Source organism: Halomonas sp. DP1Y21-3 (assembly GCF_019801245.1).
GTDB classification, from domain to species: Bacteria; Pseudomonadota; Gammaproteobacteria; order Pseudomonadales; family Halomonadaceae; genus Halomonas; species Halomonas litopenaei.
Window position 1 is genome coordinate 169,213 of the sequence record NZ_JAHVJM010000004.1, and the last position, 21,775, is coordinate 190,987.

Below are 21,775 nucleotides of genomic sequence, written 5' to 3' on the forward strand. Positions count from 1 at the left end.
CAGGCTTGCCTGGCGGGCCTTGGTCGATCACCTGCGATCGCACATCTTCGTTTCGACGTACCGATGCTTGTGGCCCCTGTTGGTGCCCCGGGTCACGCTCCGGGCAGGTAGGTCAGAAGGACCGGCGCGGTGCCGCGCTTGAGCATGCCTAGCTCGCGGGCGGCACGCTTGGACAGGTCGATGACCCGTCCCTTGACGAAGGGGCCGCGGTCATTGATCTCGACCTCGACGCTCTGGCCGGTATCACGACGGGTGACCAGCACCTTGGTACCGAAGGGCAGACTGCGATGGGCGGCGGTCAGCGCCTGCTGGTCGAAGGACTCGCCGCTGGCGGTTCGACGTCCCTGGAAGCGATCGCTGTAGTAGGAAGCCTGGCCGCGCTGGGAAGCAACCTCTCCGTCGTCACGGGCCATTGCCGGCGCGCTCGCAAGCGACGCCATGGCCAGAACAACGGCGGCCGCCCAGGCGGCCATGGTCGATCGACCGGACAGCATACGACGCAGAGAAATGGACAACATCATCTTCACCTCAGGTAACCCGCGAGACGCGGGGATTCAGAGCCTGGTGCGAAGTCTCCAGCGATGGCGCACGTTCAATCCGAAGAACGTTCTCGGGGTGACGGATGCTTGCCGTGCATCCACCCACGACTCCCCGCTTGCGCATGATCGAACCAGGCCAGTTGCTCGTGCAGCGATACCACGCTGCCGACGATGATCAAGGTGGGCGGTCGAATGATATCCCGATCATTCAACTTCGGCAAATTAGCCAAGCTGGATAGATGGACGCGCTGGCGCTGGGTAGTTCCCTGCTCGACCAGCGCCACCGGGGTGTCCGGACTCAGTCCCTCGCCGATCAGGCCCTGGCTGATGTAGTCGAGGCTGCCAAGCCCCATGTAGAACACCAGCGTCTGACCGGGGCTTGCCAGCGCCCGCCAGTCGAGTTCGCACCCCCCTTCCTTCAAGTGCCCGGTGATAAAGCGCACCGACTGGGCGTGATCACGATGGGTCAAAGGGATGCCGGCGTAGGCGCTGCAGCCGGAAGCCGCGGTGATGCCCGGTACCACTTCCACCTGAACGCCTTCGGCCACCAGGGTCTCAAGCTCCTCACCACCACGACCGAAGATGAAAGGGTCGCCCCCCTTGAGCCTGACCACACGCTTGCCCTGACGAGCCCAGTCGACCAGCGAGCGATTGATGTCCTGCTGGGGCAGGCTGTGATCGGAGCGAGCCTTGCCGACGTAGTAGCGATCCGCCGATGCCGGCACCAGCGCCAGGATTTCCTCACTGACCAGTCGATCGTGCAGCACCACCTCGGCCTCGCACAGTCGCCGCCAGGCTCGCAGGGTCAGAAGCTCAGGATCGCCGGGACCGGCACCGACGAGACTCACGCTACCGGCCGGAAAGCCACTGTGGGCAGGCAACTGGGAAGGGCTCATGACGGTGGACTCCAGAGTGAACAACGGGCGATGACAACGGGCATCATTATGCCATGCCGGAATTAAACGTCCACTTCGTTATTACCAAAAACACACTTCATTGCTGCTGCAAGGCGTCGTCACCCCACACCAGAGCGCCGCCTTCCCCGACGGGGAAAGCGGCGCTCTGGCGGCTTTGGCAGGGTCAGTGGGGTGACTGTCTTACCCCTTGGCGCTCAGCGTCCGCCGCAGCCTCGGGCTGAGGGTTTCACCGAGACCGGTCATCACGACCAGGATCAGTGCCAGCCACAGCCAGTGGGCGGCGAAATCTACAGCGACGATGCCCAGCGCATCGACGAAGATCACCAGGATGCCCAGGGGACTGACGTAGCGCACCATGAACAGCCACAGGGCGTGCATGCCCGCCGGCAGGTCCAGCTCATCGCGTACCGCTTCGCTCTTGAGGAAGAAACCGGCCAGCAGCGCCATGCCGAGTCCGCCCAGCGGCATCATCAGACGCGAGGTGAGGAAGTCGAGCCAATCGAAGAAGTGCTTGCCGGCCAGTGTCCAGTCGGCACCGATATTGAACGACAGCATCGCCAGGGTGCTCATCAGCCACAGCACGATGCCGGTGCCCCAGGCGGCCGCCTTGCGGCTGATGCCCTTGTTGTCGTTGAGCCAGGACACCGTGGCCTCGACCATCGAGATCGAGGAGGTCAGCGCCGCCATCGACAGCATGATGAAGAACAGGATGCCAAACAGCGTGCCCATCGGCATCGCCTGGAACGCCAGCGGCAGGCTCATGAAGATCAGGCCGGGTCCGCTGTTGGGCTCCATGCCGTTGGCGAAGATCACCGGGAAGATCGCCAGCCCCGCCATCAGCGCCACCAGGGTATCGGCCAGCGCGACGGTCAGGGTGGTACGACCGATGGAAGCACGTCTCGGCAGGTAGCTGCCGTAGGTGAGGATGGCCCCGGAGGCCAGTGACAGGGTAAAGAAGGCATGGCCCATGGCGGCCAGCATGCCTTCGCTTGACAGACTGGAAGCCTTGAAGTCGAACAGGAAGTGGACGGCCTGACCGAAGCCACCGGAGAACATGCCGTAGACGATCATGATCAGCAGCATGATCACCATGCCCGGCATCATCCAGCCGACGCTCTTCTCGATGCCCTGCTGCACCCCCTTGCCGACGATCACCATGGTGGCCACGGTCACCAGGGTGCTCCAGCCGCCGAGGCTGAAGGGGTTGGCATTGTTGGCGCCGAAGATGGCCGCCATGTCATCGACGCTGGAACCGACCAGTCCGCCGGAGATCATCTTCCACAGGTAGGCGAAGGACCAGCCGGCGACCACCACGTAGAAACTCAGGATCAAGAAGCCGCAGAGCATCGCCATCCAGCCGAACAGCGACCACAGCGAACTGCCCCCGGATTCCTTGACTACCCGGCGAATGGCGTCGATAGGGCTGCCCCGACCACGCCGCCCCAGGGCGATCTCGGTCATCATGATGGGCACACCGACCGACAGGATACAGACCAGGTAGACCAGCACGAAGGCGCCGCCGCCGTACTCTCCGGTCATGTACGGAAATTTCCAGATATTGCCCAGGCCCACAGCGGAGCCGGTCGCGGCCAGAACGAAGCCCCAGCGGCCTAGCCACTGGGTGCGAGAGGGTTCATTGGTTGTCATGACTCACCAGAGATCGCTTGCGCACTTTTGTTTGTCCACCATGGCGGTGGCGCCTGAAAACAGCCTGAAACAGCACAGACCCAGGGCATCCAGCGCGCCATTGTGACGGATTTTGTTGTGATTGGGCAGGCCGACGACGCAAAGTCGCGGCCAAGGGCCTACCTGGCGAAGGATCCGCTGCCGCTCACCTGGCCGACAAGACGCCAGTGACGACAGCGGCTGTAGCCGACCGACGTCAGTCGGCGTCGAGGACACCGCGGCGAATCTGATCTTCCTCGATGGATTCGAACAACGCCTTGAAGTTGCCCTCGCCGAAGCCATCGTTACCCTTGCGCTGGATGATCTCGAAGAAGATCGGACCGATCACGGTCTCGGTGAAGATCTGCAGCAGCACCCCCTGATCCGGACCGCCATCAATCAGCAGACTCAACTCACGCAGATCCTCGACCCGCTCTTCGTGGTTGGGCACCCGCACATCGACCTTCTCGTAGTAGGTGTCGGGGGTGGACAGGAAGCGAATGCCGTTGGCCTTCAACGCGCGCACCGTGGCGTAGATGTCGTCGGTGGCCATGGCCAGGTGCTGGATGCCCTCGCCGTTGTACTCGCGGATAAACTCGGCGATCTGGGAGTTGTCGTCGGCGGACTCGTTGATCGGGATATGCATCTTGCCGCAGGGTGCGGTCATGGCGCGGGAATGAAGCCCGGTCTTCTTGCCCTCGATGTCGAAATAGCGATTCTCACGGAAGTTGGCGATACGGGTATAGAAGTCGGCCCAGGGGTCCATCTGGCCCCGCGCCACGTTGTGGGTCAGGTGATCCAGCACCTTGAGACCAACGCTGTTGTCCTGAGCCGAGGTGCCGGCGATGGGCTCGAAGTCGATGTCGTAGATGGTACGTCCCTGTTCGTCGACCCGATCATCGACGAAATACAGCAACGAACCACCAATACCCTCCACCGCCGGAATGCCGACCTCGCCAGCACCGACAGGGTTATCGACCTGACGGGCGCCCTGATCGATGGCGTAGGACAGTGCCTGACGAGCATCCGCTACCTTCCACGCCATGGCGCAGGCGCCCGGACCGTGAATCTCGGCGAACTTGGCGGCGTGGCTGCCGGGTTCGGCGTTGAGCACGAAGTTCACCCCCTCCTGCTGAAACAGGGTGACCCGCTTCGAGCGGTGGCGGCGCGTCTCGGTAAACCCCATGGCGAGAAACAGCTCGCGCAGGGCGTCGATGCCAGCCTGATCCGGGGCGCTGTATTCGACGAACTCGAAGCCATTGGTGCCGATGGGGTTGTGGGTATCGATGGGAGCGACTGCGGTCATGTGGGCCTCCGTCATTGTGATTGTCACTCCCCATCCTAGGCTCCTCGACACGCGCCCCCCATCCCCCCGGAGCGGCTTGAGGTGGTAGCGCACACGCCCCGGCGTCGGCCCGCTGTAGCGCTGGCGTGACACCCCGTGTGCGCTCTGCACCCCAGGCGTCACGAAATCCTTACACGACGTCACGCTGGCATGACAGGCTGCCTATCGCTGGGACCTTTACACCGTCAGCGTCACCAGCTGCCACGCCACCAGCAGCATGATCACGGCGATGATCCCATCCACCCACTGCCATGCCCTCGGACTCTTCAGCCGCGGTGCCAGGGCGCCGGCGGCGCTTACCAGACCGAAGAACCAGACAAAGGAAGCAATGGTCGCCCCCACGTAGAACCCCACCGGGCTCTCTTGCAGCGAACCGATGGCGCCCAGCATCACCAGGGTGTCCAGATAGACCTGGGGGTTGAGCAGCGTCACCGCCAGGGTCGCCAGCACCACCTGGGCAAGGCTGGCACTGGAGGCAGACGATGCAACGTCCATGCCCCTGGGCCGTCGAACCCGACCAATGGCCAGCCAGGCCTGCCAGGCAAGAAAGGCGGCGCCGCCGTAGCGCGCCAACAGCATGGCCCCTTCGCTCTGGGCGATCAGGGCGCCGAGACCCATCACCCCCAGGCCGATCAGCACGGCATCGCACAGGGCGCAGATCCCCGCCACCCACCAGACGTGTTGTCGCCTCAGTCCCTTGGACAACACAAAGGCGTTCTGCGCGCCGATGGCGATGATCAGTCCCGCTCCGGTGCCCACGCCCTGGATCAGTGAAAGCCACATGGTCTGTCCTTCCTCACGATGATTGTCGACGCTGCGCCGATGTTGCGCGCTGCTGGATGTGGCAGAGACTAGGGCAAGCTGGTAAATAAGAGAAATCACTTCTCCCACTGCCTCATTACCATTTCTTATACTCAAGGACATGGATAGACGCCCATGCTGGACTACAAACTGCTCGATGCACTGGCCGCCGTGCTGACCCACCAGGGCTTCGAGCGCGCGGCCCGCGCGCTGGGGCTGACCCAATCGGCGGTATCCCAGCGCATCAAGCTGCTGGAGGCTCGCCTGGGACAGCCGGTGCTGGTGAGGGGCTCCCCGCCGACACCGACCGAACTGGGTCAACGGCTGTTGAACCACGTCCAGCAGGTACAACTGCTGGAGGGCGAGTTGATCCAGGATGCACCGCAGCTGGCACTGGGCCACCGTCAGCTACGTATCGCCATCAATGCCGATAGCCTCGCCACCTGGTGGCCGGGCGCCATCGCCGGCTACCTCAAGCATCAGTCGATTACCCTGGATCTGGTCATCGAGGATCAGGAGGTCGGACTTGAACGCATGCGCCTGGGCGAAGTGGCTGCGTGCCTGTGCGCCAGCGACATGCCGGTCCAGGGCGCCAGGGTCATCGCCCTGGGCGTGATGCGCTACCGCGCACTGGCGAGTCCCGACTTCATGGCCCGACACTGCCCCCAGGGCGCGGACGCCGGTTCTCTAGCCCAGGCGCCGGCCATCATCTTCGGGCCCAACGATCAACTGCAACACCGCTTCATGGCGGCCCATGGCGTCAACGGCCCCTTCCCGCACCACCGCTGCGCCAGCGTCGAGGGATTTCTGCACCTGGCCCACGCGGGCCTCGGCTTCGGGCTCATTCCCGAAATCCAGGCGTATCGGGAGCTCTCGACGGGGGAGCTTGAGGACGTTGTGCCGGGCTGGCATCTGGACGTACCGCTGTACTGGCACTACTGGCGCCACGGCGGCGAGCCGCTGGAGCGACTCGGCCGCCACCTGGCCGACCAGGCCGGTCACCATCTGTTGCCACCTGCGGACTGACTGGGCCCGGCAAGGTACGCGCCCCGTCTCATGCAGCGATCAGCGTCGCGAGGACGGGGCAGGCGGTGAAATGCGCTCTCGAAGTGAGCCGTCAGTCACCCAGGCGTCGTGCCACGCTCTCGACCTTGTCTGCCATGGTCTGATCGCGGTCGGTCCGGGTACCGAGTTTCAAGGTGGTGGTGATGCGTGGCGCCCCCATCTCGTGCACCACCTCATGGCAGCGCTTGACCACCGCCATGACCTCATCCCAGGGGCCTTCGATATTGGTGCCATAGGCGTGCATCTGGTGGCTGAGACCGGACGCCTGGATCTCCCGCTGGCAAGCGGCCACGTGGTCGGAGACCGAAACGCCCACACCCAGGGGGACCACGCAAAGATCGACGATAACGTGCATAACTTAAGCCTCCTTGATTCTGTGCCAACCCGCCCGCGTTCTTCGCTGGAAAGGCATGCCAGCTGAACTATGCTGTTTTGCAACAATAAAGATAGCCGAAGGTGATTCAGGCCCCTGCCGAGGTGGCGGTCCTGGCCTCACTTCGGAGCGGGCGACTCTCCTGCCCGCTTCTCGTTTCCCCGGACATGCCGCCTGCACGGACACCAGGAGGCCACATGACCAGCGACGCCCGCCCCCATCCCATCGCACTGCCGAACAATCGCCCTCGGCGGATCATCGAGCAGTTGCTCGAGGGCTCGGGCATTCGCCTCAACGGACCTGAACCCCACGATATCCAAATCTATCATCCCGATCTGTTCGCCCGCATCCTGCACCAGGGCACGCTGGGGCTCGGGGAAGCCTACATGGATGGCTGGTGGGAGGCGCGGCGTATCGACCAGCTTGCCCATCGGCTACTGCGCCACGGTCTGGGCCAACGCTCGCGTAGCGCCACAAGCCACCTCTTCTATCGCCTGCAGGCGGGCTTCTTCAACCTCCAGAGTCGCGCCCGAGCCTATCAGGTCGGCGAGGTTCACTACGACCTCGGCAACGACCTGTTTCGGTATATGCTGGACGACACCATGTGCTACTCCTGTGGCTACTGGCGCCAGGCAACGACGCTGCATCAGGCCCAGCTCGCCAAGCTCGACCTGGTCTGTCGAAAGCTGGCGCTGCGCCCTGGCATGCACCTTCTCGACATCGGCTGCGGCTGGGGCAGCCTGGCCCAGCACGCCGCACGTCACTACGGCGTCAGCGTGACCGGTATCACCATTTCCCGGGAGCAGGTGGCACTGGCCAGAGAGCGCTGCCAGGGCTTGCCCGTCAATATCCAGTTGGCCGACTACCGCGACCTGCAAGGCCAGTACGACCGGATCGCCTCGATCGGCATGTTCGAACACGTAGGACAGCGCAACTACACGACCTTCTTTCGGACGGTGGCCGACCTGCTGCCGGATGACGGGCTCTTCCTGCTGCATACCATTGGCTCCAATACTTCTCGCATCACCGCAGACCCCTGGATCCATCGCTACATCTTTCCCAACGGCGTGTTGCCGTCCGCCCGCCAGATCTGCCAGCACAGCGAGGAGATGTTGATGGTGGAAGACTGGCAGAACTTCGGCTCCGACTACGATCCCACCCTGCTGGCGTGGCTGGCCAACCTTGACGCCTGCTGGCATGACATTGCACGTCACTACAACACACGGCACTGCAATGAACGCACCTATCGGATGCTGCGCTACTACCTGGCGATCTGTGCCGGAGCCTTCCGTGCCCGCTACTTGCAACTGTGGCAGGTAGTCTTTTCCAGGGGGCGAGAGCTTCGCTATGACGCACCCCGGTGACCGCGAAGTTGCCGGAAATGCGCGCGCTTTCGGTGAATCATGACGGGAACCTGCCTAGTCACTCTCGCTGCGGCATATCCTTGATCAAGCCCTCACGCCGATGTCTGCCGATCGATCAACTCCCGGCTGCACGGCCACAACGCCCGCTATCAGCGGCCTGGCGAGAACGTTCAAGCCTTTCCTTCCTATGGCGCAATCCACAAATGCAGAGTTTTGTCTGATATTTCTTAGTCCCTTGGACTGATATACCCGCAATGCCCTGCCTTTAAGATGGTGGTAAAGGCCCGATACCTCGGGTTGACCCGCCATCCCGTGGCCAAGGACTGCCTGCTATGGAAGATCGTGACCCGCCGTCACCCTCCCCGACCTGCAATGAAAGCGCGAGTCTTGCCTGCCTCAAGCGTGTCCCGGGGGTGCTGTTCACCCTGAAGCGAGACGCTCGCGGCCGCCTGCAGCTTCCCGCCCTGACCGGTGAAGACCCGATGACGGCTCGCCTTGAGCCACTGCTGTCGATCAACGACGTGCGTCAGCGGCTCGGCGATCTGCTGGGTGACGCCTACGGTGAATTCATCCGGGCCATCGAACACTCTGCGCACTGGCTGTCGCCGGTATCCACGCGACTGCGCCTGCCGATCGGCGAACTCACCCCGCACTGGTATTCGCTGGAGGCACTGCCGGAGCGCTCGGACGAAGGCATCCTGTGGCACGGCCTGCTGGTGGACATCGAGGATCAGGTCGCCGAAGAGCAACGTCTTCGCTACCTGTCCGGCACCGACGAACTCACCGGGCTGACCAACCGACGTTCGATGATGGGACACATCGACAAGATCGCCTCCATGTCCAACCGCCATGGCACGCCGCTATCGCTGTTGCTGATCGACCTGGACCACTTTGCCCTGATCAACGACACCTGGGGGCGCGGACTCGGTGATCGGGTGCTCTGTCAGATCGCCGCCCTGGCATCCAGCCAGTTGCGCCAGGAGGACATGCTGGCACGCATGGGCAGCGACGAATTCGCCCTGCTGCTGCCGATGACACCCGCTGGCAGAGCGCGCGAGCTGGCGGAGCGCCTGCGCGAGAGCATCTCTCGTCAGGACTTCGGCATCGGTCGCCACAAGGTCACCGTCAGTATCGGTGTCTCTGACTTTGTTCGCGGCTTGAGCAGCGCGCAACTGATGCAGCAGGTCCACACCAACCTGATGGAAGCCAAGCAGCAGGGCCGCGATCGCGTGATCCAGCGCTGGTTGCCCCAGGGATCATCCTGACACCGCCACCTGAGCTGGCACGTCGTCGCTTCATGCCGGTGACTGTTTTGGGTACCCTTGCCCCCGATCCTGCCGCTGTCACAGGGCCCGCCATCAGGGAGCCAGCATGTCCACCACCATCGACCAGACCCTCGAGAACGTCTTCGGCCACCGCCACTTCAGGCCAGGACAGCGGGAGACCATCAACGCCATCGCAGAAGGCCGCAGCGCAGCGGCGATCTTCCCGACCGGCTCGGGCAAGTCGCTGTGCTATCAGCTGCCGGCATTGCACCTGCCCTACCTCACCCTGGTGGTATCCCCTCTACTGGCGCTGATGCAGGACCAGCTGGCGACGCTGACCTCGCGCGGCATCGCCGCCGCCAGCATCGATTCGAGTCAGGATCGCGATCAGGCTCGGGAGGTCATGGCAGCGGCCCGCAACGGCCAGCTCAAGGTCCTGATGGTATCGGTCGAGCGCCTGCGCAATGAACGCTTTCGCGCCTTTCTGCGCGACGTGCGGGTCTCGTTGATGGTGATCGACGAGGCCCACTGCCTGTCGGAATGGGGACATAACTTTCGCCCGGACTACCAGAAACTGCCCGACTATCGCCGGGAGTTCGGCATCGACCAGGTGCTGCTGCTGACCGCCACCGCCACGCCCAAGGTCATCGATGACATGCGTCGAGGCTTCGATATCGCGCCTGACGATGTCATCACCACCGGCTTCTACCGCGCCAATCTGGACCTTGCCGTCACCCCGCTGCCCGCCGACAACAGGGCTCGCCATCTGGCCAGTTGGCTGGCGCCAAGACTCGGCAACGGCGGCACCATTGTCTACGTCACCCTGCAGCAAAGCGCCGAACGCCTGGCGGCCTACCTCAAGGCTGCCGGGCTCGAGGTCGCCGCCTACCACGCCGGGCTCGACAGTGAGACCCGCCAGCGACTGCAGGCGGACTTCATGAGCGGACGCCTGCCCGGCATCGTCGCCACCATCGCCTTCGGCATGGGCATCGACAAGGCCGATATCCGCCAGGTGGTGCACTTCGACCTGCCCAAGTCCATCGAGAACTACAGCCAGGAGATCGGACGCGCCGGGCGCGACGGCAAGCCGTCGGAGTGCCTGATGCTGGCCGGACGTGAACACCTGCCGGTGCTCGAGAACTTTATCCATGGTGACGTACCACCGCTGTCGGGCATCGAGGCGGTATTGACCGACCTGGCGGATGCCTCCGATAGCTGGGAGCTGTCGCTCAACGCCCTGTCACGCCTCTCGGACATCCGCGAGCTGCCGCTGAAGACGCTGCTGGTCAAGCTGGAACTGGCCGGCGTGGTGCGCGCCAGCCACAGCTACTTCGCCGAGTATCGCTTCAGCCTGGCGATCGAACCCGACGCCCTGCTCGACCGCTTCCCCGGCGAGCGCGGCGCCTTTCTCGGCGCACTGCTCGATGCCTCGCACAAGGCCCGTACCTGGTATCGGCTGGACTTCGAACGCCTCGACCAGCTGGGCCAGGAACGCGGCCTCGACACCTCCCGCTCGCGGGTGCTCAAGGCGCTCGACTACCTGGCGGAACAGGGGCTGATGCGCCTGGAAAGCAAGCAGATGACCGAGGTCTACCACAAACTCGCGGCCGTGGACCCCGGACGGCTGGCCCCCGAGCTGCATCAGCAGTTCGTCGAGCGTGCGGGGGTCGAACTCGAGCGACTCGATGCCATGCTGGCGCTGTTCGAGGCCGACGACTGCATCAGCGCGCGACTCGTCGACTGGTTCGGTGACCCCAATGCCCCCCGACGCTGTGGCCACTGTTCGGCCTGTCGCGGCGAGACCGCCAGCCTGCCGCCCGCCCCGGCTCCGGCACTCCCCGACGAGGGCGAACTGCGAGCCTGGCTAACGGGCCTGGCACAGGCACTGGAAAGTGTCGAGCCAGGCAAGCCGCTGGACCTTGAGCTTGCTACCCGCTTCCTGTGCGGCGTCATCAGCCCGCGCCTGAGCCAGGCCAAGGCGCGACGCCTGCCGGGATTCGCCAGCCAGGAAAGCGCCCGCTATACCGACGTCAGGCAAGCCCTCGCACCACTATTCGAAGGCTAGCCTTGCGACCGCGAGCTATTCGAACGCCAGCTATTCAACCGTGAGCAGTGGGCCTCGATGCCTCGTCGGTGCCTCTAGCCCCCTCAGTCTCAGTCTCACTTTCACTCTCACACTCACCGTCAGCCTTCGCTGCCGGTGATGCCATAGCGATTCAGCTTGTTGGCGATGGTGGTGTGGGATACGCCAAGGCGCCGCGCCAACTGGCGACTGGACGGATGCTGGGGGTACAGCGAGGCCAATACGCGCCGCTCAACCTCGCCCAGGATGTCGTTGAGCGAGCCGTCCAGGTCGATACCGGCAAGACCCGCCGGCGCCCCCGAGGCCGGCAGCCGCAGATGGGCCGGCTCGATGAGCCCGGTCTCGCACAGCGACACCGCCTGGAACAGCACGTTCTCGAGTTGCCGCACATTGCCGGGCCAGTGATAGCTGGCCATGCGCGCCAGTGCCGCGGGGGAAAGCGCAGGCAGCGCGCAGCCGATCTGGCGCGCGGCTCGGTCGACAAAGTGCCCGGCCAGGGCCTCGATGCCATCCAGGCAATCCCTCAGCGGCGGAACGCTCAACGACAGCACGTTGAGGCGATGATAGAGGTCCTGACGAAACAGCCCCTGGCCGCACAGGGCCAGCAGATCCTGCTGGGTGGCACAGATCACCCGCACGTCCAGGTAGGTCTCGTCATCGGCGCCGACCCGGCGAAAGCCACCGTCCTGCAGAAAGCGCAACAGCTTGGCCTGCAGCCGCGGGCTCATCTCGCCGACCTCATCGAGGAAGATGGTGCCACCGGCGGTCAGCTCCAGCAGACCCAGCTTGCCCTCGGGGCGAGCGCCATCGAAGGCGCCCGGGGCATAGCCAAACAGTTCGGTCTCGGCCATGGACTCCGGCAGGCCGGCGCAGTTCAGCGCCATGAACGGCGCCTGACCGCGCTGGCTGGCCAGGTGACAGGCCCGCGCCAGCACCTCCTTGCCGGTGCCGGTCTCACCAAAGATCAACAGCGGCGCGTCCAGCGGCGCCATGCGCCGCGCCTCGTGGATCAGGGAGGCGAGTCGGGGGCTGGCCGCGAACATGGCCTCGAAGCCGCGCATCTCCTGGCGCTGCACCTGATAGATACGCTCGCCGATACGATCGGCGCTATGCAGCGTGACCACGGCACCGGCCAGCGAGGCCACGTCGTCGTGGTGTTCGCGATGCAGCGGCGCGATATCGGCCAGGTAGGTGGCATCCTTGAGCCGGATCCTGAGGCCGTTGACCCGAGCATTGTTGCGACGAATCACTTCCGGCAGGTCGAGCTCCGGCAGGTAGCGATTCAGCGACAGCCCGGGCACCTCGTCGACGCGCACGCCGAGCAACTGGCTCGCCGCCCGGTTGGCCGCCACCAGGTGCCCCTCCATGTCGATGGACATCACCGGGTCGGAGAGTGACGACAGCAGCGCCTCCAGCTCGAGCTGGTGGCGCTCGCTGGGCATCAGGCTGACCCGGCGCACCCCGAATACTCCGGACACCTGCTCAAGACTGGGCTTCAGCGTCGCCAGCTGGGCGTGCAACAGTTGCGGCACGTGCAGATAGATGGCGTTGCCGTGCTCTCCGCCCACCTCGCCCCGGGCCACGTTGACCCCATAGTCGGCCAGCAGGGCCACTATGTCGCGAAGGATGCCGACACGATTCTGGCAGTGAACTCTCAGGCGCATGAAGGGAATGGCTCCGCAAAAGGGTCACACCATCTGAAGTTTCCGTCAGGCTGGTCTGACTCGTATGTCAAGATTTCGTTACAGCCTATCGAAGACAGAGGAGCGCGTCCTGCATCTTTGGTCGATAGACACCATCTCGAGCGCCTTGCGTAAAGATTTTGTTACAGAAAAAGCCGACAACATGGCACCTGTCCCCCGAATGCGTGGCTGCGAGAGGAAAGCCCCCATGCCTAGACTCGACTCAGTCTCGATACCACAACAGTCGACAATCGCCGGGAGACACCATGCACGCACCTTCTTCGTCCACCCCGTCCACCAAGGGCACCGCCTATCAGGCCCGTGAGCCGGATGCCGACGGCATCATCCATTGGAGCGAGGTCGAGAACCGAACCTGGCAGACGCTGATGGAGCGCCAGTTGACGTTGATCGAAGGGCGCGTATGCCAGCAGTATCTGGACGGCCTCGAGCGCCTCGGCCTGCCCAGCGATCGTATTCCGCAACTGGGCGACGTCGATCGGGTGCTCCAGCAAGCCACCGGCTGGCAGACCGCCCAGGTACCGGCGCTGATTCCCTTCGACACCTTCTTTGAACTGCTGGCCAACCGTCGTTTTCCCGTGGCGACCTTCATCCGTACCCCCGAGGAGCTGGACTACCTCAAGGAACCGGACATCTTCCACGAGATCTTCGGCCACTGCCCGATGCTGACCAACGAGGCCTTCGCCGAGTTCACCGCCACCTACGGCCGCATCGGCCTTGCCGCCGAACCCAAGGACCGGGTCTACCTGGCCAGGCTCTACTGGATGACCGTGGAATTCGGCCTGGTGGACACCCCACAAGGCCGGCGCATCTATGGCGGCGGTATCATCTCCTCACCCAAGGAGACCCTGCACGCCCTGTCCGATACCCCTGCACATGCGCCCTTCGACGCCCTCGACGCCCTGCGCACCCCCTATCGCATCGACATCCTGCAGCCCCTTTACTACGTTCTGGACAGCCTCGACAGGCTTCAGGAACTGTCCCGGCGCGACCTGATGGCACTGGTCGAGGAAGCCAAGGCGCTGGGGTTATTCGAACCGCGCTTTCCGCCCAAGCCCAATTCAACGGTCAAGCCCAAGCCAACGCCCGGCGAGACTGGCGAGAACGTCCCGATCGCCCCCGACGGTGCCGACAACGACCGACGCAGCGAACACGCCTGAACATCCACACTCGCTCACCGACACCACCAGGAGACAGCATGAACGACACCACCCAGACCCTCACCGAGCAGTCCTGCGAAGCCTGCAGCTGGGACGCACCCCACGCCACCGAGGACGAGATCGAACAGTGGCACGCGCAGATCCCCGAGTGGCGGATCGTCGAGCGCGATGGCATCATGCAACTGGAGCGGAGCTACAAGTTCCGCAACTTTCGGCAGGCCCTTGCCTTTACCAACAGCGTCGGCGAGATCGCCGAGGAAGCCGGCCATCACCCGGCCCTGTTGACCGAGTGGGGCAAGGTCACCGTGACCTGGTGGTCCCACGAGATGAAGGGCCTGCACAAGAACGATTTCATCCTAGCGGCCAGAACCGACGAGGTAGCAAGCTAAAATGTTCGAGAAGATTGAGCGGGTTCCCGGGGATGCCATCCTCGGGCTCATCGAGGCCTTCAAGAAGGACACCAATCCCCAGAAGGTCGATCTTGGCGTCGGCGTCTACCGCGATGCAAAGGGCAACACTCCGGTGATGCGTGCGGTCAAGGAGGCCGAAGCCCTGCTGCTCAACAACGAGACCACCAAGACCTACATCGGCTCACACGGCGCCGCCCAGTACGGTGCCGTGGTGCTGCCGATGGTGCTGGGCCAGGACTCCCCCGTGCTCGAGGCCGGCCGCGCCAGCGTCACCCAGTCCCCCGGTGGTACCGGCGCCCTGCGCCTGGCGGCGGACTTCGTCGCGACCCAACTGCCAGGCAAGGGCATCTGGGTCAGCGACCCGACCTGGCCGAACCACCACGGCATCTTCACCGCCGCCGGCATCGAACTGCACAAGTATCCCTACGTCGACGCCGACAACCGTCTCGACTTCGACGGCATGCTGGAAGCCCTCAAGCAGATCCCCCAGGGCGACGTGGTGGTGCTGCACGCCTGCTGCCATAACCCCACCGGCTTCGACCTGAACCACCAGCAGTGGCAACAGGTACTCGAAGTGATCCAGCAGCGCGACCTGCTGCCGCTGGTCGACTTCGCCTACCAGGGCTTCGCCGAGGGCCTCGACGAGGACGCCTACGCCGTTCGCCTGCTGGCCGAGAACCTCGACAACGTGCTGATCACCAGCTCCTGCTCGAAGAACTTCGGCATCTACAACGAGCGTACCGGCGCCCTGATCGTGGTGGCGAAGAACAGCGAGGAGATGGAGAACGTCCGCTCGCAGATCGCCATCGTCGCCCGTGAGAACTACTCCAACCCGCCGGCCCACGGCGGCAGCATCGTGGCAGAGATCCTCAACTCGGCGGAACTCGCCGCGGTGTGGCGCGAGGAACTCACCGAAATGCGCGATCGCATCAACACCCTGCGTCGTGACTTCGTCGAGGCCTTGAAGCCCTACGGGCTGGACCAGAAGTACGCCCACATCGCCGAGCAGCGTGGCATGTTCTCCTACACCGGCCTGACGCCGGAACAGGTGGACCGCCTGCGCGACGAGTACGGCATCTACATGGTGCGCTCGGGCCGCGCCAACGTCGCCGGCTTCTCCCAGGAGAACCTGCCGTACCTGGCCAAGGCGGTGGCCGCCGTCAACGACTGACGCCCTGCCAGCGGGCTGTGCCAGCCAGCAAACGACGCCCGGGCCTGTCCCGGGCGTTGTCGTATCCGGACGCCCCCCCGGCGCTATCGTGAGGAGTCACGGTTCCTGCAAGCCTGTTTCTGCAAGCCCTGGGCTCTGTCCGAAAAGTCGACGAGCGTAGGCAGGTTTCGCAAAAGCCCTAGGCGCAGTCCGAAAAGTCGACGAGCGAAGGTTAGACAAGGCAAAAATCGGTGAGAAAGCGCAGTTTACGGGGTGTAAATGAGCATTTTGACCGGGCTGGCGCACCAGCCGATTTTTAACGCCGTATTACCGAGCGCAGGCACTTTTCAGACAAGCCCTAGCCCAGGCCATGCTTGGTGGCCCACACCGCTGCTTCCACCCGTGAGCGAAGATCCAGCTTCTTGAACAGATGCTTGACGTGGACCTTGACGGTGCCCTCGGCGATATCCAGCTCACGGGCGATCATCTTGTTGGACAGGCCGCGAGCCAGGGTCCGCAGGATGTCCCTCTCTCGAGCGGTCAGGCACGACATGCCGTCGTCGCCCCCTGCCGGCAGCTCGCCCTTGACCACGCTGGCCAGCAGCGACGCCATCTGTGGCCCCAGTACCACCTGACCCTGGGCCGCCTCGCGAATCAACCGCAGCACCTCCTCGGGGTCCATGTCCTTGAGCAGGTAGCCATCGGCGCCTTCCTTGAGCGCGCGCACCACGTCATCGTCGGAGTCGGACACGGTCAGGATCACGATGCGGCTCTTGACCCGGGCATCACGCATCCGCCTGAGCACCTCGATGCCGTCGATGGGCTGCATGTTGAGGTCGAGCAGGATCAGGTTGGGTTGCAGATCGACGGCCTTGCGCACCGCCTCGGCGCCATCCGAGGCTTCACCGACCACCACCAGACTAGGATCCATGTCCACCAGTTGACGCACCCCACGCCGGAACAGGGGGTGATCGTCCACGATCATCAATCGAAGCATGCTCATAGTGCTATCTCCAGAGTGGTTTCACCCGACCCGCTGCCGGGCAACACGTTCAGCAGGCCACGTCGTCGCGACCTCGCGCCCGTGAAAGCCCATCACTCGGACGCCACAGGTAACTGCGCCAACAGACGCGGCAGAAAGCGGACGGTCACCACGGTGCCGCAGGGCTTGATGCCCCTGACCGTGAGCTTTCCACTCAGGCTTCGTGCCCGCTCTTCCATGATCGCCATCCCGTGGGACATGGAAGGATCGGATTGCGGTCCGATGCCTACACCGTCGTCCGTGACCGAAAGTTGATAGTGCCCCGTGTCGTCGACGGCGAGGCTGATGGTGCAGTGCCGAGCACGTGCATGGCGGGCCACGTTGGACAGTGACTCGCGCACGATCTGCAGCACATGAATTTCCTCATTGGGGGTCAGCGACAGCCCGCTCCACTGGCCTTTCAGGGTCAGCTCGAAGTCGCCCCGCTTGGAGTACTCCAGCACCGTTTCCTCCAACGCCGCTTCCAGACCCGACTCATGGATGCGCAGACGAAAGGTGTTGAGCAGCTCCCTGAGCTGGCGGTAGGACGAATTGAGACCGTGCCGGAGTTCCGCGACCACCTGCGCCACCTGCTCGTGGCGTTGCTGATCGAGCTGCATCTGTAGACGGGTGACCTGGATCTTCAGGTAGGACAGCGACTGCGCCAGCGAGTCGTGAAGCTCTCGCGCAATCACCGCGCGCTCATCCATCAGCGCCAGCCGACGCTGTTCGTCGGCCTTCTCGGACAGCGACAAGGCCGCGGCAATCAGCCCGGCCACCGTCTCCACCAGCTCGATCTTCCACTGGGCCAGCATATGGCCGGGAGGCTGATGGACACGCAACTCGCCAAAATCCCGACCCGCTTCGCGCACCCTGACCGCGTATTCATTGCCGTTGGCATACAGTCCGGCAGCCGCCTTGTCTGATATTTCACGCCCGCGCGATGGTTCCTGAACGAAAGCGCTTTCCGCGCCGGGGCGAGAGCTGAGTCTGACAATATCCTTGCCATTGCCTCCCATGGACAGGCGCAGCTCGAAGGGGCCTTCGTCGGTCACCGCCTCCAGCTGGCGCAACACTTCCTCGAGCTCTTCCCGGGTCAGCGGAGTGACCCCATTGAGACGCCGCGCGGTCAGATAAAGCATACGCAACGCATCATTGCTGCGCTTCAGTTCATGGGTCTTCGCCGCGACACGCTTTTCCAGCTGACCGTACATTTCCGACAGGCTGGCATTCATCTTGTTGATTGTTCTGGATAACAAGCCTAACTCGTCGTTACCTCGGTAGATGGTTCTCCCCGAAAAGTCACCGACCATTACGCCATTTACAACACGAATAAGGTCACGAAATGGCGGCATGACACCGCAGACTATTCGATAGACAACCATCACCATAAATATCACGAGAACGGCGAGTGATGCCCCCTGAAAAACCTCAAGAAATACGACCTTTGACTCGGCATATTCTTGAAGCCTTCCCACCAGAATATCGACCTTGTCGACGAACTCGGCGACCTTGTCATCCAGCCGAAAGACGTCACCACCTTCGAAATCCACCGTGTTGGGACGCAGGGTTTCGTGCCAGCACTCCACCACCCTGTCGTAGGCCTCTCTGAGCGGATCATCGGCGTCCACCGGAATCAGCGCGATGATCGCGCCGGCAGCCAGCGTGGCCTCCATCTGTTCGTGCTGCCAGCGTCGCCTGGGATGATCCGCCGGCAGCAACTCCGACGTCGCCAGCAGTCGATAGGCCTGCATTCGCAGCGAGCCCGCCTGGTTGATGGCGTCGGCGTAACCTCCCGCGCTCTTTGCGATGACGATGGAGCCCAGCAGGCTGACCAGGGCCAGACAGGATATCGCCGCCATGGCGACCAGCATGCGCAGCATCAGTGATCGGCGCAGGTAAAAGGCGCCGTTCATCTACTACACCTTCCCTTTTTGACCCAGATCAAGGGTTTCATCATCTAGAAATTTCCGGAATGTCGCATCCATCTGAGAGGGCAGATAATACGTGACGAACACCTCAAAAACACCCGGATACCTCCATGGAGGTAATTAAGCAAATGCGCTGGATATAGCACGCAATTCTCTTGACCACAATCAAGTGCCATACAGATACATTGTAGCAAGGTTTAGGGGCCGAACCGGCACCCCTAAAGAGGAAAGCACATGCTCCAACATGACACCGTACCCCGGCGTCAGCAGAACAGAGCGCTAGGCCTATCCACACTCGCCTTCACTCTCTGCTTCGCCGTCTGGACCCTGTTCTCGATTCTCGGTATCCAGATCAAGGAGGACTTCGCGCTCTCCGACACCCAACTTGGCCTGCTGATGGCCACTCCCGTGCTGACGGGTTCGATCAGCCGACTCTTTCTCGGTGTACTGACTGACCGCTTCGGGGGCCGCTGGGTCTTCGGTCTGCTCATGCTGGTCACCGCTACCTGTGTCTACCTGCTGACCTTCGCCAACAGCTACGTGATGCTGCTGGTCGGCGCACTGGGTATCGGCCTTGCCGGTGGCTCCTTCATCGTCGGCGTGGCCTACACCTCGGCCTGGTTCGAGAAGGAACGCCAGGGTACGGCGCTGGGCATCTTCGGGGCCGGTAACGTCGGTGCCGCCGTCACCAACTTCGGCGCGCCCTTCCTGCTGATGGCAATGGGCTGGAAAAGCACCGCCCTGGTCTACGCCACCATCATGGCGATCATGGGCGTGGCCTTTATCCTGCTGGCCAAGGAAGACCCCCAGAATCAGTCGCGCAATGCCGTGCGCCTGCCGCTGTCCGAGCAGTTCGCGCCCCTGGCCGACCTGCGCGTGTGGCGCTTCTCGCTCTACTACTTCTTCGTCTTCGGTGGCTTCGTCGCCCTCGCCCTTTGGCTGCCCCACTACCTGATCGAGGTCTACGGCCTGAGCCTGTCAGCGGCGGGTATCGTGGCGGCGCTGTACACCATCCCGGCCTCGCTGTTCCGTATTCTCGGCGGTTGGATGTCCGACCGCTACGGCGCCCGTCGCGTGATGTACTGGACCTTCCTGGCCTCGGTCATCTGCACCTTCCTGCTGAGCTATCCGCCCACCCAGTACGTCGTCGATGGCGTCCGTGGTCCGGTCGAGTTCACCTTCGCCATGCCGCTGGTCGGCTTCATCCTGTTGACCATGGTGCTGGGCTTCTTCATGTCGCTGGGCAAGGCCGCCGTGTACAAGCACATCCCGGTCTACTATCCCAAGAGCGTCGGCCTGGTCGGTGGCGCCGTCGGCATGGTCGGTGGCCTCGGCGGCTTCTTCCTGCCGCTGACCTTCGGCATGCTCAACGATGTCATCGGCATCTGGCAGAGCTGCTTCATGCTGATGTTCGTCGTGGTTGCCGCCGCGCTCATGTGGATGCACTTCGCCATCCGCAAGGCCGAGCGTATCGAGGCCCGCGATCGCTGCGAGTCCACCGACCTGCCCGAGCTGTCCACCCCGAGCCGTTTCGTGCTCGAGGACTGGCGCCCCGAGGACGAGTCCTTCTGGCAGTCCACCGGTCGCAAGATCGCCACGCGTAACCTGTGGATCTCCATCCCCTGTCTGCTGCTGGCCTTCTGCATCTGGATGGTGTGGTCCATGGTCGTGGCCAAGCTTCCCCAGGTAGGCTTCGAGTACAGCCCGAACCAGCTGTTCTGGCTGGCGGCCCTGCCGGGTCTTTCCGGTGCCACCCTGCGGATCTTCTACAGCTTTACCGTACCGATCTTCGGCGGCCGTCGCTTCACCGCGATTTCCACCGCCTCGCTGCTGCTACCTGCCCTGTGGATCGGCTTCGCCGTCCAGAATCCCGAAACGCCCTACCTGGTGATGGCGATCATCGCCCTGCTGTGTGGCTTCGGTGGCGGCAACTTTGCGTCCTCCATGGCCAACATCGCCTTCTTCTATCCCAAGCGTGAGAAGGGCAAGGCCCTGGCCATGAACGCCGGCCTCGGCAACCTCGGCGTGTCGGTGATGCAGTTCCTGGTGCCCGTGGTCATCTCCACCGGCAGCTTCGTGATGTTCACCGGCAGTGGCCAGCCGATGTCCGACACTGATCTTCTGTGGCTGCAGAACGCCGGCTTCGTGTGGGTGCCGTTCATCGTCATCGCCACCGTCGCCGCCTGGTTCGGCATGAATGACATCGCCAGCGCCAAGTCCTCCTTCAAGGAGCAGTCGGTCATCTTCAAGCGCAAGCACAACTGGCTGATGTGCATCCTCTACACCGGCACCTTTGGCAGCTTCATCGGCTTCTCCGCCGGCTTCCCGCTGTTGACCAAGACCCAGTTCCCGGCCATCGATGCCCTCCAGTACGCCTTCCTCGGCCCGTTCGTCGGCGCCCTGAGTCGTGCCTGGACCGGTGGACTGGCCGACCGCTTCGGTGGTGCCCGGGTCACCTTCTGGACCTTCCTGACCATGATCGGCGGCGTGATCGGCGTGCTGTTCTTCCTGATGAACAAGGACATGTCGATCGCCTTCTACGGCTTCTTCGCCTCCTTCATGCTGCTGTTCTTCGCCACCGGCGTCGGCAATGCCAGCACCTTCCAGATGATCCCGTCGATCTTCCGCAAGGAAGTGCCGCGGCTGATGCCGAACCTGACCGCCGCCGAGCAGCTGGTCCACGCCGAGCGCGAATCCGCTGCCACCATCGGCTTCACCTCGGCCATCGCCGCCTACGGCGCCTTCCTGATTCCGAAGTCCTTCGGTACCTCGATCTCGCTGACCGGCGGTGCCGAAGCGGCACTGATCGGCTTCATCGTGTTCTACGTGTTCTGCACCGCCCTGACCTGGTTCTACTACAGCCGCAAGGGCGCGGAGATCGAACTGAACCTGGATGCGGGTCCCACCCGCAAGCCAAGCGCCGGTGCGGCCCAGACCCAGCACTGACGTTCCCGTCAAGACCGTGACATTCGAGTCCGCAAGGACC

The 21,775-nt window shown here is 63.5% G+C and carries 17 protein-coding genes; 8 read left to right on the plus strand and 9 right to left on the minus strand.

Features of this window, described 5'->3' with window-relative positions; genetic code table 11:
* Positions 1 to 92 precede the first annotated feature (92 nt).
* The 5 genes from KUV74_RS13015 to KUV74_RS13035 all read right to left on the minus strand — a co-directional run bounded on the left by KUV74_RS13015 (position 93) and on the right by KUV74_RS13035 (position 5,249).
* Entirely contained in the window at positions 93 to 413 is a 321-nt protein-coding gene (locus tag KUV74_RS13015) for a septal ring lytic transglycosylase RlpA family protein (protein WP_371931866.1), read from the minus strand.
* A gap of 179 nt (positions 414 to 592) precedes the next feature.
* Complete coding sequence (cobA, locus tag KUV74_RS13020) at positions 593 to 1,435, minus strand: uroporphyrinogen-III C-methyltransferase (RefSeq protein WP_045994011.1); 843 nt, start codon at positions 1,433 to 1,435, stop codon at positions 593 to 595.
* Positions 1,436 to 1,636: 201 nt separating this feature from the next.
* The gene (locus tag KUV74_RS13025) at positions 1,637 to 3,103 is read right to left on the minus strand and encodes a sodium-dependent transporter (RefSeq protein WP_222516535.1); all 1,467 of its coding nucleotides are present in this window, start codon (positions 3,101 to 3,103) and stop codon (positions 1,637 to 1,639) included.
* A 235-nt stretch (positions 3,104 to 3,338) separates the two neighbouring features.
* A complete protein-coding gene (gene hppD, locus KUV74_RS13030; RefSeq protein ID WP_222516536.1) occupies positions 3,339 to 4,427 on the minus strand; it encodes a 4-hydroxyphenylpyruvate dioxygenase in 1,089 nt (362 codons plus the stop codon).
* 216 nt (positions 4,428 to 4,643) lie between these two features.
* Positions 4,644 to 5,249, minus strand: coding sequence for a LysE/ArgO family amino acid transporter (locus KUV74_RS13035; protein WP_222516537.1), 606 nt, complete (start codon positions 5,247 to 5,249; stop codon positions 4,644 to 4,646).
* Positions 5,250 to 5,402: 153 nt separating this feature from the next.
* Between KUV74_RS13035 and KUV74_RS13040 the strand changes: the two genes are divergently transcribed.
* The gene (locus KUV74_RS13040; RefSeq protein ID WP_222516538.1) at positions 5,403 to 6,293 is read left to right on the plus strand and encodes a LysR family transcriptional regulator ArgP; all 891 of its coding nucleotides are present in this window, start codon (positions 5,403 to 5,405) and stop codon (positions 6,291 to 6,293) included.
* A 91-nt stretch (positions 6,294 to 6,384) separates the two neighbouring features.
* Here KUV74_RS13040 and KUV74_RS13045 read toward each other — a convergent pair whose 3' ends face one another.
* Positions 6,385 to 6,687, minus strand: coding sequence for an MTH1187 family thiamine-binding protein (locus KUV74_RS13045; RefSeq protein WP_222516539.1), 303 nt, complete (start codon positions 6,685 to 6,687; stop codon positions 6,385 to 6,387).
* Between the two features lie 215 nt (positions 6,688 to 6,902).
* Here KUV74_RS13045 and cfa point away from each other — a divergent pair, with 215 nt between their 5' ends.
* The 3 genes from cfa to KUV74_RS13060 all read left to right on the plus strand — a co-directional run bounded on the left by cfa (position 6,903) and on the right by KUV74_RS13060 (position 11,399).
* Entirely contained in the window at positions 6,903 to 8,069 is a 1,167-nt protein-coding gene (cfa, locus tag KUV74_RS13050) for a cyclopropane fatty acyl phospholipid synthase (protein WP_222516540.1), read from the plus strand.
* A 332-nt stretch (positions 8,070 to 8,401) separates the two neighbouring features.
* Entirely contained in the window at positions 8,402 to 9,334 is a 933-nt protein-coding gene (locus tag KUV74_RS13055) for a GGDEF domain-containing protein (protein WP_213227121.1), read from the plus strand.
* 106 nt (positions 9,335 to 9,440) lie between these two features.
* Positions 9,441 to 11,399: an ATP-dependent DNA helicase RecQ gene (locus KUV74_RS13060; RefSeq protein ID WP_222516541.1), complete on the plus strand. Its 1,959-nt coding sequence runs from the start codon at positions 9,441 to 9,443 to the stop codon at positions 11,397 to 11,399.
* Positions 11,400 to 11,518: 119 nt separating this feature from the next.
* On the opposite strand, the gene KUV74_RS13065 is transcribed toward KUV74_RS13060, so the two are convergent.
* Positions 11,519 to 13,081 carry a sigma-54-dependent transcriptional regulator gene (locus KUV74_RS13065; RefSeq protein WP_045994019.1) on the minus strand — a complete coding sequence of 521 codons (1,563 nt, stop codon included), beginning with the start codon at positions 13,079 to 13,081 and terminating at the stop codon, positions 11,519 to 11,521.
* A 284-nt stretch (positions 13,082 to 13,365) separates the two neighbouring features.
* On the opposite strand from KUV74_RS13065, the gene phhA reads away from it, so the two are divergent.
* The 3 genes from phhA to KUV74_RS13080 are packed head-to-tail and all read left to right on the plus strand — an operon-like array spanning position 13,366 to position 15,858.
* Positions 13,366 to 14,277 carry a phenylalanine 4-monooxygenase gene (gene phhA / locus KUV74_RS13070; protein WP_222516542.1) on the plus strand — a complete coding sequence of 304 codons (912 nt, stop codon included), beginning with the start codon at positions 13,366 to 13,368 and terminating at the stop codon, positions 14,275 to 14,277.
* 38 nt (positions 14,278 to 14,315) lie between these two features.
* Positions 14,316 to 14,666 (plus strand): 4a-hydroxytetrahydrobiopterin dehydratase, encoded by a 351-nt coding sequence (locus KUV74_RS13075; protein ID WP_045994020.1) that lies wholly within the window; start codon positions 14,316 to 14,318, stop codon positions 14,664 to 14,666.
* Position 14,667: 1 nt separating this feature from the next.
* On the plus strand, positions 14,668 to 15,858 hold the full coding sequence (locus KUV74_RS13080; protein ID WP_108133056.1) for an aromatic amino acid transaminase: 1,191 nt from the start codon (positions 14,668 to 14,670) through the stop codon (positions 15,856 to 15,858).
* Positions 15,859 to 16,195: 337 nt separating this feature from the next.
* On the opposite strand, the gene narL is transcribed toward KUV74_RS13080, so the two are convergent.
* On the minus strand, positions 16,196 to 16,840 hold the full coding sequence (narL, locus tag KUV74_RS13085; protein WP_045994022.1) for a two-component system response regulator NarL: 645 nt from the start codon (positions 16,838 to 16,840) through the stop codon (positions 16,196 to 16,198).
* 92 nt (positions 16,841 to 16,932) lie between these two features.
* Positions 16,933 to 18,774: a histidine kinase gene (locus KUV74_RS13090; protein WP_108448820.1), complete on the minus strand. Its 1,842-nt coding sequence runs from the start codon at positions 18,772 to 18,774 to the stop codon at positions 16,933 to 16,935.
* A gap of 249 nt (positions 18,775 to 19,023) precedes the next feature.
* On the opposite strand from KUV74_RS13090, the gene KUV74_RS13095 reads away from it, so the two are divergent.
* A complete protein-coding gene (locus KUV74_RS13095; protein ID WP_222516543.1) occupies positions 19,024 to 21,735 on the plus strand; it encodes a nitrate/nitrite transporter in 2,712 nt (903 codons plus the stop codon).
* Positions 21,736 to 21,775: the final 40 nt, after the last annotated feature.

What these genes read in the sequence shown, in the direction of transcription:
- KUV74_RS13015 (WP_371931866.1), bottom strand. Translation starts at nt 413, where the DNA reads ATGGCCCGTGACGACGGAGAGGTTGCTTCCCAGCGCGGCCAGGCTTCC.
- cobA (WP_045994011.1), bottom strand. Translation starts at nt 1,435, where the DNA reads ATGAGCCCTTCCCAGTTGCCTGCCCACAGTGGCTTTCCGGCCGGTAGC.
- KUV74_RS13025 (WP_222516535.1), bottom strand. Translation starts at nt 3,103, where the DNA reads ATGACAACCAATGAACCCTCTCGCACCCAGTGGCTAGGCCGCTGGGGC.
- hppD (WP_222516536.1), bottom strand. Translation starts at nt 4,427, where the DNA reads ATGACCGCAGTCGCTCCCATCGATACCCACAACCCCATCGGCACCAAT.
- KUV74_RS13035 (WP_222516537.1), bottom strand. Translation starts at nt 5,249, where the DNA reads ATGTGGCTTTCACTGATCCAGGGCGTGGGCACCGGAGCGGGACTGATC.
- KUV74_RS13040 (WP_222516538.1), top strand. Translation starts at nt 5,403, where the DNA reads ATGCTGGACTACAAACTGCTCGATGCACTGGCCGCCGTGCTGACCCAC.
- KUV74_RS13045 (WP_222516539.1), bottom strand. Translation starts at nt 6,687, where the DNA reads ATGCACGTTATCGTCGATCTTTGCGTGGTCCCCCTGGGTGTGGGCGTT.
- cfa (WP_222516540.1), top strand. Translation starts at nt 6,903, where the DNA reads ATGACCAGCGACGCCCGCCCCCATCCCATCGCACTGCCGAACAATCGC.
- KUV74_RS13055 (WP_213227121.1), top strand. Translation starts at nt 8,402, where the DNA reads ATGGAAGATCGTGACCCGCCGTCACCCTCCCCGACCTGCAATGAAAGC.
- KUV74_RS13060 (WP_222516541.1), top strand. Translation starts at nt 9,441, where the DNA reads ATGTCCACCACCATCGACCAGACCCTCGAGAACGTCTTCGGCCACCGC.
- KUV74_RS13065 (WP_045994019.1), bottom strand. Translation starts at nt 13,081, where the DNA reads ATGCGCCTGAGAGTTCACTGCCAGAATCGTGTCGGCATCCTTCGCGAC.
- phhA (WP_222516542.1), top strand. Translation starts at nt 13,366, where the DNA reads ATGCACGCACCTTCTTCGTCCACCCCGTCCACCAAGGGCACCGCCTAT.
- KUV74_RS13075 (WP_045994020.1), top strand. Translation starts at nt 14,316, where the DNA reads ATGAACGACACCACCCAGACCCTCACCGAGCAGTCCTGCGAAGCCTGC.
- KUV74_RS13080 (WP_108133056.1), top strand. Translation starts at nt 14,668, where the DNA reads ATGTTCGAGAAGATTGAGCGGGTTCCCGGGGATGCCATCCTCGGGCTC.
- narL (WP_045994022.1), bottom strand. Translation starts at nt 16,840, where the DNA reads ATGAGCATGCTTCGATTGATGATCGTGGACGATCACCCCCTGTTCCGG.
- KUV74_RS13090 (WP_108448820.1), bottom strand. Translation starts at nt 18,774, where the DNA reads ATGAACGGCGCCTTTTACCTGCGCCGATCACTGATGCTGCGCATGCTG.
- KUV74_RS13095 (WP_222516543.1), top strand. Translation starts at nt 19,024, where the DNA reads ATGCTCCAACATGACACCGTACCCCGGCGTCAGCAGAACAGAGCGCTA.